The following is a 12,690-nucleotide window of genomic DNA, read 5'->3' as shown; positions in this document are numbered from 1 at the left end:
CCAACCGCACCGATGAAGGTGGATTCCCACGCCTGGACGGGTGGGAATCCACCTGTGTGACAGGCCACGGACGAAGGCCGTCGCCGACAGCTCGGTTGATCGAAACTCCTCGCCACGCAACCTTGCCATCGTCAACGGGGGCGGAGAAGGCGGAGCATCACGAAGGCCGGGCGCAGGGCGAGCTTCGCATGAACCTCGGGAAAGCGGCGGCGAAGCTCCTCCGATGGCTGGGGTTCCACGAGGCGTTCGATGAGGAAGCCGGCGTCCGTCGCTTCAGCACAGGTGGCAGTGAGCGGTTGCCGCCAGTACCGCATGTCCCAGTCGTCCTTCCAGACCTCTTCCACCAGTTCGACGTCGAAGTAGCTGCCGCCGTGATTCAGCCAGTCCTCCATCGGGTGGGCAGTGGAGAGCACCAGTCGCCCGCCCGGGCGCAGGACTCGGAACAGCTCCCGCAGCACCGCCCGCCGGTCGTCCAGGTGGTGGATGACGAGTGCGAGGACCACGGCGTCGAACGTCTGGTCCGCCAGCCAGTCGAGCGGCTGGGAGAGGTCATGGACACGAAGCAGTTCCGCCCGGTCACCGAGCCGGCTCTGGGCGAGTTCGACCATGCCCGCACTCTGGTCGAAGCCGACGACGGACGCGCCGCGGGCGAGAAGCTCGTCTGCGTAGAGGCCGGGACCACAGCCGGCGTCGAGAACCCGCTGGCCGGCGACGTCGCCCAGCAGCGCCAACACCGCCGGCCGGTCGAGCAGGGCGTTGTAGGCGCCGTTCGCGGCATGACGTTCGAAGTCGTCAGGACGCCGTTCGTAGATCGTGCTCACGGCAAGTTCCTCTCTCCCGCGTGTCGGGTCCGGCCAGCGGTCCAGGGCACCCCCTGGCGGGTTGTCCGCGCAACTGCATTGTCCGAACGTAGGAATGAATCCGCGCCGCCAGGTCAGGCGCCGGGGCGCACCGGGTCGAGTCCCTCCGCCTTCGCTGCATCGAACAGTCTCCGGTCATAGGTGACGAACCCGGTCAGCTCCTCGCGGATTGCCAGCGCACTGGCCAGGTGGATGGCGTCGAGGCTTCGCAGCCAAGGGTCTCCCATCTCGGCGGCGTCCTCGATGATGTCGGCGGTGAGTGCCACCACATCCAGACTTCCAAGGTGCGCGCGCGTATGGGGGAGGGCATCTGCGAAGTGGCGTCGGCATGCTCGGATCACTTCGAGGCGGGCCAGCTCCGAGGTGACGTGGCGAGGTCCGTGGTGCGCGACGATCCACTCCTCAAGGGCTGGACTCTCCGCCTCACCATGCACGAGTTTGATGAGTGCCGAGGAGTCGAGGTAGATCACGGCAGCCGTTCCTCGCGCATGTCGTCGAGCATCTCCTCGGCTGTGGGCTCCCCCGCACGTGCCGGGCGTCGGCTGGGCAGGTGGAATGGCCGGGAGGCGGGGATCAACCGCCCCTCGGCGATCAGGCGTTCGCGCGCGGTGATCTCGGCGGGCGGGGGCACGAGAAGCGCGACTAGTTGGCCGCGCTCGGTGACCTCCACGGTCTCTCCGGCCTTCACCTTGTCGAGGTAGCGACTGGCGTGCTGGCGCAGCTCCCGGACTCCGATGCGTTCCATGCGAACCACTGTAGCACCTCTGGTGCTACAGTGGTCGTCCGTTCGGGGGATCGGGGAAGGTAGGGGTGTCGTCGTGCAGGACGACGGTGAGGACTGCGGCGTGACGGCGGCCGAGGTGGCGGTGATGGCACCGGCGCTCGGGCGTACGACCGACGGGTGCGGCGAAGTCCAGGTCGAGCTCCTTGCTCGGCCGACGATCGCCGATCTCGCGACGGTCGGCATCTGGTGCGTCCACGGTCCAGAGCGTGACTGGTCCCTCGTGTGCAAGGTCATCCGGCATGCCGGCGGCGCCGGCACGACGTGGCGCTCGCACTCAGATCCGGACCACCCGTTCTACTGGCGGCGGGAGGCGGAGGCGTTCGGGAGCGACCTGCTCGCGGGCCTCCGTGACGGGCTCCGGGCGCCCGCCTGTCACGGCATCGTGGACCGGGCCGATGGCACCACGGCGATCTGGATGGAGGACGTCGCCGGCCTGCCCGCCTCCCACTGGTCACTCGACCGCTATCGCCGTGCGGCAAGGGATCTCGGCCGGATGCAGGGCCGCCTTGCCGACGCCCCGGCACTCGTCGAGCGGTGGCTCAGCCGCGACTGGCTACGGGTCTACGTCGAACGCCGGTCCGCCCACTGCGAGATCCTGGATGACCCGCGCGCCTGGTCCCACCCAGGCGTCGAGGCGGTCGTGCCCGCCGGTCGGGCCGGGGCCTTCCGGCAGCTCTGGGCCGACCGGCACCGCTTCCGGTCGGTCCTCGACAACTACCCCAGAACCCTGTGTCAGTTGGACTTTCACCCAGGCAACCTCTTCGACGTCGACGGCGACACCGTCGTCATCGACTGGGCGTTCGCCGGCGTCGGCGCCCTCGGTGAGGATGCCGGAACCCTGCTCGTCGACACGGTCGCCGACTTCCGGCTGGAGCCAACACTGCTACCGGAGCTGTTCGAGAACCTGGTCGACGGCTACGCGGCCGGGCTCGCCGACGGTGGCTGCGTACGTCCGGTTGATGACGTACGCAGGGCGATAGCGGCCGGGGCGACGGCGAAGTACGGCTGGCTCGTTCCGGCCGTTCTGTCGGCGTTCCAGCAGGGGCGTACGACACTGAACGGGCGGCCGATCGAGGAGGGCGCGCGGGCCTGGGTGGCCGTGGCGGAGTTCCTGGTCACGGAGGCGCCTGACGGGCTTGACCGCAATGTCCAGCCGTCCCTCCAGCCGTCCGGCCCGCTACCCCTGCAGCCGTTGCCGGTAGGTGTGTGGAGCTGCCAAGCTGCCCGACAGGCGCCTCGACGCGGCCTGCGCGAATGCGAGGACCGCCGGCAGCATCCGCTGCGGCACGCCCAGTAGGGAGCACACGGATGTCAACCGATCACCGGGACACAGACCCGATGCGCAACGCCCTGGCCGGGCTGGTGCGCGAGGGCACGTTGTCGGAGGATCAGGCGCGGCGGGTCGGTGACGTTCTGCGCCGTTCGGGCGTCGCCCCCGCGCAGCCTCGCGACGTCGCGCCGGAACGCCGGGAGCGCGTGGTCGAGGTGCTGTCCTACCTCGGCGGCGCGCTGGTCATCGGTGCCCTGATTCTCATCGTCGGGTTGGCCTGGAGCGACCTGAACCGCGGCGGCAAGCTGGCGATCTGCGGCGGCGCCACCGTCCTCCTCCTCGTGGCGGCCATGGCGGTCGGCGGGCTGGTGCGTACGACGATGTGGCCTACCGGGCGAGGCGAACCCGGATCGGCCGACTCCGGCAACCGACAGCGCGACACGCTCGCCGCCACGCTCGGTGCGCTGGGCTCCGGCGGTGCGGCGTTCACCGTCGGTGTCGCCATCGACGTGGACGGGTTCAGAGCGTTGGTCCTTCCCGGTGTCGCCATGGTCATCGTGGCGGCCGCCAGCTACGTCATGTGGGGCAGGGCGCCGCTCGTCTGCGCGGCGTTCGGTGGTGGCCTGCTGATCGCCATCGCGCTGATCGACATGCGTCCGCAGTCGTGGTCGGCGCTCGTGCTGACCGGCATCGTGTTGATGGTGTACGGCGCCTTGTGGATCGGCCTCGGCCGGATCCTCGCCGAACGCGACGTCGCCGGAGTCCTCGGCGGCGCCATCGGCCTGATCGGTGCCGAGCTCGCCAGCATCGAGAACGACTACGCCTGGGTGGGCCTGCTGCTGGGTCTGGTGGGCATCGCGGCGATGTTCGCGATGTTCTGGACCAGCCGCCGCTGGTGGTACGCGGTGTTCGGGGCGGCCGGTGCACTCGTCATCCCGCCGACCGCGCTGGGCGTGATGTTCGACAACGCCCTGCTCGTGGGTGTCGTCCTGCTGCTCATCGGCGTGGCGTTGATCGTGGGCGCCGTCGCGACGCTACGCAGGCGGGGACGGCTGTCGTCGCGGCCGCCGGCCGATCCTGGCGAGTCCTCGTGACCGCCGCCTCAGCTCGGGCCGAGGAGGTTGCCGAGCTGGCGGGCCGCGGCGAGGGCGCGAGCGGCGTCGTCGGCGGACCGGCTGCTGACGTTTCGCCGTAGCTCCCGCTCCAGTTGCACCGACACGGCGTCCGGATCGGCCTGGTCGCTGTGCAGGCGCAGGAATCGGTACCAGTCGAGGATCCGGATGCCCAGCACCTCCAGCTCGTGCGAGGCCTGGATGAACTCGTCCATCAGACCGCGCACCCGCGCGACCCGGCCGAAGTTCTTTCCTCCGTCGTACGCCGGCTGGTCGGCGATCTGCTCATCCTTGCCGGGGTAGGGGCGGGCGTCGGCCGGTGCGCGGATGCTGCGGTCAGCGCCCTTGGCGGCATCTCGGGCGTACTGCCAGTAGTGGTTGCGGTACTCGGCCGCCCACCGGGCCGACACGACATAGGGTTCGGCGGCCACCGGCGACCCCGACAGGACGTTGTCGAGGTACCACGGCACGACCACCAGTAGGTCGTGGTCGGCGCAGGCGGCCGGCGTCGTGGTGAACCGGAAACTCGGCTCGCCCTCCTTGGCCAGCAGGAACCAGCCCTTGAGCTCGATGCCGAGCGCGATGTCCGGGCCGCCCGCCGATCCTTTGCGCAGCAGGCGTACGTCGGGAAACCGTTGTGACTGGCGTTCGAACGTGTAACCCAGCCACGCGTCGTCGGGATCCCACAGTGCTCGCTGCTGGTTGAGTGCGGCGACCACCTGGCCCTCGATCGACGTACCCAGCAAGGTGTTGAGACTGTGCAGGTCGGTCGCGTTGACGCCGGCGATGTGATTGTGGAACTCGAAGTACGCCGCAAGGCCGGCCAGCACGACGCGCAGCCGCTGCTGGAGTGTGGTGCGCGGGTCGTCGGGGTCGAGGGCGGGCTCCGCTGGTGTGGGCGGTCCGAAGGGCGCGGCCGGCGACGCGTCGAAGAGTCCGTCAGTGCTGGCGGTCACGTCGCCTCCGCCTCGCCACCCGTGCCGCGTGGTCCCGCGTCCGTGCTACGGGCCGGGTTTCCGCCCTGCCCCCCGGCATTCCCGCCGGCATTCTCGCCCGCCGCCCCGCGGCCGCCTGCTGCCACGTTCACGAGGTCCGATGTCGCCGGCGCGCCCGTCGCGCTTTCTCCCGCCACGGCAAGGTCGGGACGGTCGGAGGGGACGGCAGCCTCCTCCGCCGCCGGATTGGCCGCCGCTCGCGCCGACCGCAGGCGTTCGCGGGCGAGCTTGGTGAACTCCTTGTCGAGTTCGGCGACGTAGGCACGCCGGCCCAACGCGACCGCCGCGACCGAGCCCGACGCCAACCCGCCGAACGGTTCCCACACCACGTCACCGGGCACCGTCACGGCTTTGACCAAACGTTCCATGAACTCCAGCGGCTTCTGGTTCAGGTGCGCCGAACTGCCGGCGGTCGGCCGGTAGACCCGCGGTGCAGCGCGGCGAAGGGTGCCCTTGAGTCGTTCGTCGTCGTGCAACGGTCCCCGGTGCCAGACATTGGTGATCCCGTGCTGGTGGTTCCACCGGTGGCGCAGGCCGTCCCACTCCTTGGCTGTGACGACGCCCCGACCGTCGAGGCTGAAGTAGGGCCAACCAGTCTGTTGGCCCCGCTCGTTCGCGTACGTCGCGAGTTTCTCCAGCATCTCCCCGGGCGGCCAATACCACAGCCAGTCCTGCGTGAGGTACTTCCTGGTCGCCGCATTGCGGACGCCGCACGCCTCGTTGGCGCGATAGAGCGGCAGGCCGCTGCGCACCCACTCGTGACGCAGCCACTGCTGCACCGGGAGCGGGCCGTCGGGCGTGTCGATCGTGAATCGGCGTTGGTAGAGGACGCAGACCTCCGACACCACCGGAAACCGGCGGATCGTCTTGCCGTTGACGTTGCCCGCGACGTGCGCGATGCCCTTGTCCCAGGTGATGGTCTGCACGTAGTCCCACCCGTGCTCCACCAGCAGTGGATGCACGGTCGCCCAGCCCACCTCGGTGTTCCAGAACCACAGTGTCGTGGCCGGGTGCGCGGCTGCGGACCAGGCCTCGACGTGCGGGCGGTACCACTCCACCAGGTCGGCGGTGCCGGTCGTGTCGCCGTGAAATCCGCGGACGCCATAGGCGCCGTCGCTGATGATCGTCACCGGCGTCGGCCAGCGGCGGTAAGCCTTGCTGACGTCGCCGTGACACAGCTCGTACGCCGGAGCGCCCGGCCGTCGCCCGCGCGCCTTCCCCTCACCACCCACGCACCGCAGGCTAGCCCCGCCCGCCGACAGAGCCGCACCGGCTCGCCGCCCCGTCGCCTGCCTCCCCGTCGCCTGCCGCCTCGCCGCCTGCCGCCTCGCCGCCGAGACAACCTGCCGAGACAACCTGCCGAGACAACCCGGGCGAGACAACCTGGGCGAGACCGGACCCGGGGAGACCAGACCGGCGGTTCAGGGCGCAAATGACCACGCTGAGCATGCATGTGGTCCCCCACCAGGTGCCGACACCCGTTACGGATGCTGCAGCCATGCTCAGCGTGGTCATTTCCGCCCTGAACCGCCCCGCAAGGTCAGCCGTGCGCGGGAGGCGAGGCGTCGCGCGGTCGCTGTTGGACTGGCCGCGGTGCAGTCACGCTGGACTACGGTGGAAGTGATGAACCGACTTACTGCAGCGACCAGCCCCTACCTCCGGCAGCACGCCGACAACCCGGTCGACTGGTGGCCGTGGTCCGACGAGGCGTTCGCCGAGGCCCGCCGCCGCGAGGTCCCGGTCCTGCTGTCCGTCGGCTACGCGGCCTGCCACTGGTGCCACGTCATGGCCCACGAGTCGTTCGAGGACGAAGGCACCGCCGCCTACATGAACGACAACTTCGTCAACATCAAGGTCGACCGCGAGGAACGCCCTGACGTCGACTCCGTCTACATGGAGGCGACGCAGGCGATGACCGGCCAGGGCGGCTGGCCGATGACCTGCTTCCTCACGCCGGCGGCCGAACCTTTCTACTGCGGTACGTACTTTCCCCCGCAGCCACGGCACGGCATGCCGGCGTTCGCCCAGGTGCTGGAGGCCGTGGCCCGGACCTGGGACCAACGCCGCGACGAGGTGACCCAGGCTGCCGGCGAGATCGTCGCCCATCTCGACAGTCCACAGATCCCCGCCGGTGACGCACCCGACCACGCTGCCCTGGACGCCGCGGTCGAGTCGCTCGCGAAGGATTTCGACCCGGTGCACGCCGGTTTCGGTGGTGCGCCGAAGTTCCCGCCGTCGATGGTGCTGGAGTTCCTGCTCCGCCACGCGGCCCGCACGGGATCCGCGCAGGCACTCGCCATGGTCGAGCAGACCGGCGACCACATGGCCCGGGGCGGCATGTACGACCAACTCGGCGGCGGCTTCGCCCGCTACAGCGTCGACCAGGCGTGGGTGGTCCCGCACTTCGAGAAGATGTTGTACGACAACGCCCTGTTGCTCCGCGTCTACCTGCACTGGTGGCGGCAGACGGGCGCTCCGCTCGCCGAGCGGGTGGTACGGGAGACCGCCGACTTCCTGCTCCGCGACCTGCGTACTCCCGAAGGCGGGTTCGCCTCCGCCCTCGACGCCGACAGCGAGGGCGTGGAGGGCAAGTTCTACGCATGGACGCCGGCAGAGCTGCGAGCCGTCCTCGGCGACGCCGACGGTGCCGCCGCGGCGGAGCTGTTCGGCGTGACGGAAGAGGGGACGTTCGAACACGGCGCCTCGACCCTGCAGCTACCCGTCGATCCGCCCGATCCGGCGGCCTTCGCCGACAGCAGGGCGCGCCTCTTCGCGGCGCGCGCGCATCGGGTCCCGCCCGGCCGTGACGACAAGGTGGTCGCCGCCTGGAACGGTCTCGCCATCGCCGCGCTGGCCGAGGCGGGTGCGCTGCTCGAGGAGTCGTCCTATGTCGAGGCCGCACTGGCCGCAGCGGACCTTCTCGTACACCTGCACACCGACGCTGCCGCCCGCCTGGTGCGTACCTCCCGCGACGGCGTGGCGGGCACGAGTCCCGGCGTGCTCGAGGACTATGCCGATGTCGCAGAGGGCTATCTGGCCCTCTTCACGGTGACGGGTCATCAGGTCTGGCTGAAACGCGCGGGGGAGTTGCTCCACGTCGTACTCACCCGGTTCTCCGACGGCGAGGGTGGCTTCTTCGACACCGCCGACGATGCCGAACGCCTGGTCCGCCGTCCCCGCGACCCCACCGACGGCGCTACGCCGTCCGGTCGTTCAGCGGCGGCGGGTGCGCTGCTCACGTACGCCGCCCTGACCGGTTCGTCACGCCACCGCGAAGCCGTGGAGCCGGCACTCGGCATCGCCGGTGCATTGGCGGATCGCGCCCCCCGCGCCGCGGGTTGGGGCCTTGCGGTCGCCGAGGCGCTGGCGGCCGGACCGGTGGAGGTCGCGGTCGTCGGACCCGACGACCCCGACCGGTCGGCCCTCCGCCGGACGGCGCTGTTCTCGCCCAGCCCTGGCGCCGTCGTCGCGGTGGGTACGCCGTCGACGGCAGGCGCATCGTCCTCCGGCGGCGATGGGCGGGTTCCCCTGCTTGCCGGCCGTGGCCTGGTCGACGGTCGATCCGCTGCGTACATCTGCCGGAACTTCGTCTGCGAGCGCCCGGTGACAGACCCCCGCGAGCTTGGTGCGAGGATCGGCGTACGTAACATTCAGTGAGTCCTTGTACGCGGAACGGAGTGATGCAGCATGGCGAGGCAGAAGAAGGGTCGCTTCAGCCGGCTCGACGCACTGCTCATGGGCGCGGTCGGCGCTCTCGTCGCGACGTCGGTGGTCAGGGAGCTTCGCCGTCCGGCGCCCGAACGCACGTGGCGCGGGAAGGTCGCCGGAGTTCCTTACGACTACCGGCCGCCGACCATCGACCGGTTGCGTTCGACCTGGTGGGCGCCGGAGGACGACCGGCTCGTGCAGCCGACGGCGTACGGTCTCGGCTGGGACCTCAACATCGGCCGCGTCGTGAAGCTCGCCTCGTCCGCGGTGGCGCAGGAAGAGTCCGCGTCGAACGGCAGGACGCCCGCACACCACTGACGTACGCCCGCATCGCGCTGACGTACGCCGCACACCCTGACGGGCTCGCCGGGGTCGATGGGCAACACCGGACGCGTCATTGGCGTCCAGCCCGCTGACTCGTTCACTGACACCACCCTTCGCCCAGCTGCCGGGCGATGGGTGGTGTCTTCGCGTGCTGCCACCGGGCGGTCGCGGTGGCGGTGATCTGCTCGTCCGTGCGTAGGTGGCCGGTACGAAACGTGGCCCCGATCTGCTCTCGGCCGGCGACGAGCGCCTGTACGCCGGCATCTTCGGGCCCGGACCGTGACACCGCTGGCCTCTGCCAGCCTGGCAATACTCCACCTGCGCTGGACGTCGTCGTTCACGCACCAGGTGGTAGAACCTCCCGCTACGGGCGGTTCAAGCCCGTGCCGGCTGGAACGTGGAGAGCTGAGACGTTGACACGGTGCGCTGTAACGATGTAATCGTAGTTACATGACACGTCAGGAACGTGAGGAACGCATCCGTGGTTGGCTCGTCGGCCGGCTGCCCGAAGAGTGGTTCACCACGCCAGTCGATCTGACCACCGACCGGGACGAGATCACCGTCATCGGGACCCTTGCGGCGCCGAAGGTGGCGCAGGAGGCGTCCGCGGTCGAGCGCTCGGCGGCCGAGTCCGGGCGGATCAAGGAGTTCCGGGAACGTACGCGCGAACATCGGATCCGGATCGCCCGTGAACTCGAACACGCCACCGGCCAGAAAGTGGCGTGGGGAGCGGCCTGTGGGGAGAGTCGGGAGACGTTCACCACCCAGTCGGTGCCGGTCATGACGAGGCTCCGCCAGTCCGAACGCCAGGTGCTCGACACGTTGGTCGAGTCGGGTGTCGCGCGGACTCGCTCGGAGGCGCTGGCCTGGTGCGTGAAGCTCGTCGGCCGGAACGTCGAACCGTGGCTGGCCGACCTTCGCGCCGCCATGGCACACGTCGAGCAGGTCCGTTCCCAGGGCCCGGACGCGGCCGACCGCACCGACGGCCTCGACGACCCCGCCCCAGGGACCGACCCCGCGAGAACCCAGAGCGACCCGCCGCCCGAGAAATAGCCCAAGCGTTCCGGGCGGAGCGCGCAGGTCGAGGACGACGCGACCGTTTCGGGGCCGCGCGCGGGCCGAGGGCGAGGTGAACTCTTCGGAGTGGCCCGCAAGTCGAGGACGAGGCGAAGCCTGGACGCGACTCCCGACCTTCCGTGATCATGATCGTGATCATGAAAGTTTGTCGGCACATATGCCGCTTTCCACTTCATGATCATGGAAGCACCGCGGCACGCACAGCGCCACCGCAGCACAGCGCCACCGAGCATTGTCATTGGGCACCCCGACGACGAGGTGGGGGTCAGGGCTTCTGTGCGACCAGGATGTCCCGGATGATCGCCTGGTCGACCCGGTGCTGGAATCCTTCGTACGCAGCGCCCTCGCAGACGTCGAGCCCCGCGTCCCTAAGCACCTGGGCGGCGTCGTCTCGGCTGGCGCCGTGAATGTTCCACGAGATCCCAACCGCGCCTCCGGGCCTCAACAACTCCACCCACGCCGGTACGGCAGCCCTCAGCAGGTCGAGCGGCCGTCGCGACAGGCTCCCTCCACCGCCGTCACCACCACGGCCGCCGCGTCTCCCGTCACTGCCGCGCGCACCCTCAGACCCGCGCCCGCTGTCCCCGCCGCCGCGCCCGCTGTCCCCGCCGCCGCGCCCGCTGTCCCCGCCGCCGCGCGTGCGGCTTCCGTGCTGCACGCCATACGGCGCGTCCGCCACGACCACGTCGAACGACCGTGGCCGGAAGAAGTCGCGCGCCCGCGTCGTATCCCCGTTGACCACCGTGAGCGACAACGCGTCCCCTGCCTTGTACGCCTCCTTGTCCGCCGCCAGCGTGACGTGCAGCCGCCGCCCGATCACCTTGCGGTCCCTGCGTACCGGCGTGAACTCCGCCTGGTGCTTCAGCCGCTTGCGCTTGAGCCAGGTACGAATGAAGGCGGAGTACGCCTCGACGTCCTTGCTGTCGTGCTCGAGTCCGGTCGCGTCGTATCCGTACATCAGCGCCTGGTTCAGCGTCGTGCCACGCCCGCAGAGCGGATCGAAGACGTGCAACCGCCGGTCGAGCATCGCGTCCGCGAAGTCCGACGACAACACGGTGACGTTGAGCAGCAGCTTGGTGAAGTACTCGTTGGTCTTCCCGGCGTACTTCTGGATCGTCAGCAGGTCGTCGTCGAACACCGCGAGCGGCGTCAGCTCGACGGGCCGCAGCAGCAGGTCGGTCCCATCACCCGCGCCGCGACTTGGGTCTCCATCCGCGCCTGAGACCTCGAAGAGTGCGTAGAGCGACGACAGCTGGGAGAGGTACGCGATGTCGCGGCCGCTCAGCTCCTCGGCCGTGAAGAGGAGGTACGGCACACCGCCCAGCCTTGCCTCCTCCACCTCACCCAGCCGCCCGGCGAGCGCCCGCTCGGCGAACACCGCCAGTTCGGCACGCAGGAGATCGACCGACGCTTCCGCGTAGACACGGTTCGTGGCTGGAAGGATCAGCAGGGCGTAGCGCGGCATGAGGACAACGATTCCAGGCCTGTCGAGAGCCCACGCGAGCGGGCGCCGAACGGGCGCCGAACGGGCGGCTGAACCGCGACCGGGCGGGTACGCCGGCGGGCGCCGGATCAGACGTCGAGCGCCTCGCCGACGGCGAGCCGGCGGAATCGAGATCCGGACTTCTCGGCCATCGATCCGACCAGTCCGTCGACGACCTGCAGGCCGATGTCGTTGAGCATTCCGTCGTGCGCCGACAACGCCAGAGTCGGCTTGACCGCACGGATGTAGTCGATCGAGTCCGCACCACGCAGCCAGGGCGCGCTGGTCGGCACCATCAACGTACGCACGGGAGCCTCAGGCACGGTGAACGCGTCACCGGGGTGGAAGAACGACGCATCCACGAAGAACCCGACGTTCGGCACCTGCGGCAGGTCGGGATGGATGACCTCGTGCAGTTCGCCGTGCACGCCGATCTCGAATCCCGCCGCCGTGAAGGAGTCCCCGCCGGCCACCACGTGCACCCGCGCCGGATCAACATCGTCCAGCAGTGCGGCCGTGGCGGCGTTGGTCCAGATCTGGACGTCGGGATGGCGGCGGAGCTTGCCGGCATCGAGGTGGTCGACATGCTCGTGGGTGATGAGCACCGCCTCCGCGCCGTCCAGCGGCTCCTCCTCGCTGAACGACCCCGGATCGATGACGAGCGCGTGGTCACCCTTCTCCAGGCGTACGCACGAATGGGTGTACTTGATGATGCGCATGGACGCTCCTCCCTTGTCCCTTCGACCCTCGCGGCCTCTCGACCCGGCCTCTCGACCCGGCCTCTCGACCGGGCATTTCGACCGCCCTCTCCACCCGGCCTTCGACCCAGCCCTGGGGCCGGGTGCGGCAGCACCACCCCTGGGCGGGTGGCTCCCGCTCTCCCTAGCGACGCCTCGCCGCGAGCCGTCACCCTGGCGTACGTACGCACGTAACGCCGCATGAGAGGCGCCCCATCCAATAGGTTCGCAACAGGGTGCCCCTCATCCAAGGGCACGTCGGGCCGCCGGGCGGTTCCCATCGGTTCGTCCGTACGACGTCACCAGGACGGCACCTCACGAGTCTATGAAGGTGAGAGGG

General features: G+C 69.8%; 13 protein-coding genes. 5 read left to right on the top strand and 8 right to left on the bottom strand.

Annotated elements, in window-relative coordinates:
* Positions 1–131 precede the first annotated feature (131 nt).
* From ABN028_RS09735 to ABN028_RS09725, 3 genes are all read right to left on the bottom strand, one after another.
* Positions 132–821, bottom strand: coding sequence for a class I SAM-dependent methyltransferase (locus ABN028_RS09735; RefSeq protein WP_349331920.1), 690 nt, complete (start codon positions 819–821; stop codon positions 132–134).
* Between the two features lie 113 nt (positions 822–934).
* The gene (locus ABN028_RS09730; protein ID WP_349331921.1) at positions 935–1,330 is read right to left on the bottom strand and encodes a type II toxin-antitoxin system VapC family toxin; all 396 of its coding nucleotides are present in this window, start codon (positions 1,328–1,330) and stop codon (positions 935–937) included.
* Positions 1,327–1,605 (bottom strand): type II toxin-antitoxin system Phd/YefM family antitoxin, encoded by a 279-nt coding sequence (locus ABN028_RS09725; RefSeq protein WP_349331922.1) that lies wholly within the window; start codon positions 1,603–1,605, stop codon positions 1,327–1,329. The genes ABN028_RS09730 and ABN028_RS09725 overlap by 4 nt, the downstream gene beginning before the upstream one ends.
* A 73-nt stretch (positions 1,606–1,678) precedes the next feature.
* Here ABN028_RS09725 and ABN028_RS09720 point away from each other — a divergent pair, with 73 nt between their 5' ends.
* Positions 1,679–2,941 (top strand): phosphotransferase, encoded by a 1,263-nt coding sequence (locus ABN028_RS09720; protein WP_349696364.1) that lies wholly within the window; start codon positions 1,679–1,681, stop codon positions 2,939–2,941.
* 11 nt (positions 2,942–2,952) lie between these two features.
* Positions 2,953–4,008, top strand: a complete 1,056-nt coding sequence (locus ABN028_RS09715) for a DUF2157 domain-containing protein (RefSeq protein ID WP_349696363.1) — start codon at positions 2,953–2,955, stop codon at positions 4,006–4,008.
* 8 nt (positions 4,009–4,016) lie between these two features.
* Here the strand turns inward: ABN028_RS09715 and ABN028_RS09710 are convergent, their stop codons facing one another.
* Entirely contained in the window at positions 4,017–4,982 is a 966-nt protein-coding gene (locus ABN028_RS09710) for a hypothetical protein (RefSeq protein ID WP_349331925.1), read from the bottom strand.
* On the bottom strand, positions 4,979–6,253 hold the full coding sequence (locus ABN028_RS09705; protein ID WP_349696362.1) for a DNA methyltransferase: 1,275 nt from the start codon (positions 6,251–6,253) through the stop codon (positions 4,979–4,981). The genes ABN028_RS09710 and ABN028_RS09705 overlap by 4 nt, the downstream gene beginning before the upstream one ends.
* A gap of 391 nt (positions 6,254–6,644) precedes the next feature.
* On the opposite strand from ABN028_RS09705, the gene ABN028_RS09700 reads away from it, so the two are divergent.
* Both ABN028_RS09700 and ABN028_RS09695 read left to right on the top strand, forming a co-directional pair.
* Complete coding sequence (locus ABN028_RS09700; protein ID WP_349696361.1) at positions 6,645–8,678, top strand: thioredoxin domain-containing protein; 2,034 nt, start codon at positions 6,645–6,647, stop codon at positions 8,676–8,678.
* Positions 8,679–8,708: 30 nt separating this feature from the next.
* Positions 8,709–9,047, top strand: coding sequence for a DUF5808 domain-containing protein (locus tag ABN028_RS09695; RefSeq protein WP_349331928.1), 339 nt, complete (start codon positions 8,709–8,711; stop codon positions 9,045–9,047).
* A 103-nt stretch (positions 9,048–9,150) separates the two neighbouring features.
* Here the strand turns inward: ABN028_RS09695 and ABN028_RS09690 are convergent, their stop codons facing one another.
* Positions 9,151–9,339, bottom strand: a complete 189-nt coding sequence (locus ABN028_RS09690) for a hypothetical protein (RefSeq protein ID WP_349696360.1) — start codon at positions 9,337–9,339, stop codon at positions 9,151–9,153.
* A 164-nt stretch (positions 9,340–9,503) separates the two neighbouring features.
* On the opposite strand from ABN028_RS09690, the gene abmR reads away from it, so the two are divergent.
* Entirely contained in the window at positions 9,504–10,106 is a 603-nt protein-coding gene (gene abmR, locus ABN028_RS09685; RefSeq protein WP_349696359.1) for an ATP-binding transcription factor AbmR, read from the top strand.
* A gap of 289 nt (positions 10,107–10,395) precedes the next feature.
* On the opposite strand, the gene ABN028_RS09680 is transcribed toward abmR, so the two are convergent.
* Both ABN028_RS09680 and ABN028_RS09675 read right to left on the bottom strand, forming a co-directional pair.
* Complete coding sequence (locus ABN028_RS09680) at positions 10,396–11,595, bottom strand: TRM11 family SAM-dependent methyltransferase (RefSeq protein ID WP_349696358.1); 1,200 nt, start codon at positions 11,593–11,595, stop codon at positions 10,396–10,398.
* A 107-nt stretch (positions 11,596–11,702) separates the two neighbouring features.
* A complete protein-coding gene (locus ABN028_RS09675) occupies positions 11,703–12,332 on the bottom strand; it encodes an MBL fold metallo-hydrolase (RefSeq protein WP_349331932.1) in 630 nt (209 codons plus the stop codon).
* Between the last annotated feature and the right edge of the window lie 358 nt (positions 12,333–12,690).

The sequence above is a fragment of the Actinopolymorpha sp. B17G11 genome (genome assembly GCF_040196095.1).
Classification (GTDB): domain Bacteria; phylum Actinomycetota; class Actinomycetes; order Propionibacteriales; family Actinopolymorphaceae; genus Thermasporomyces.
This window is presented reverse-complemented; position numbering and strand designations above follow the sequence as displayed.

What these genes read in the sequence shown, in the direction of transcription:
- ABN028_RS09725 (WP_349331922.1), bottom strand. Translation starts at nt 1,605, where the DNA reads ATGGAACGCATCGGAGTCCGGGAGCTGCGCCAGCACGCCAGTCGCTAC.
- ABN028_RS09715 (WP_349696363.1), top strand. Translation starts at nt 2,953, where the DNA reads ATGTCAACCGATCACCGGGACACAGACCCGATGCGCAACGCCCTGGCC.
- ABN028_RS09700 (WP_349696361.1), top strand. Translation starts at nt 6,645, where the DNA reads ATGAACCGACTTACTGCAGCGACCAGCCCCTACCTCCGGCAGCACGCC.
- ABN028_RS09695 (WP_349331928.1), top strand. Translation starts at nt 8,709, where the DNA reads ATGGCGAGGCAGAAGAAGGGTCGCTTCAGCCGGCTCGACGCACTGCTC.
- abmR (WP_349696359.1), top strand. Translation starts at nt 9,504, where the DNA reads ATGACACGTCAGGAACGTGAGGAACGCATCCGTGGTTGGCTCGTCGGC.
- ABN028_RS09680 (WP_349696358.1), bottom strand. Translation starts at nt 11,595, where the DNA reads ATGCCGCGCTACGCCCTGCTGATCCTTCCAGCCACGAACCGTGTCTAC.
- ABN028_RS09675 (WP_349331932.1), bottom strand. Translation starts at nt 12,332, where the DNA reads ATGCGCATCATCAAGTACACCCATTCGTGCGTACGCCTGGAGAAGGGT.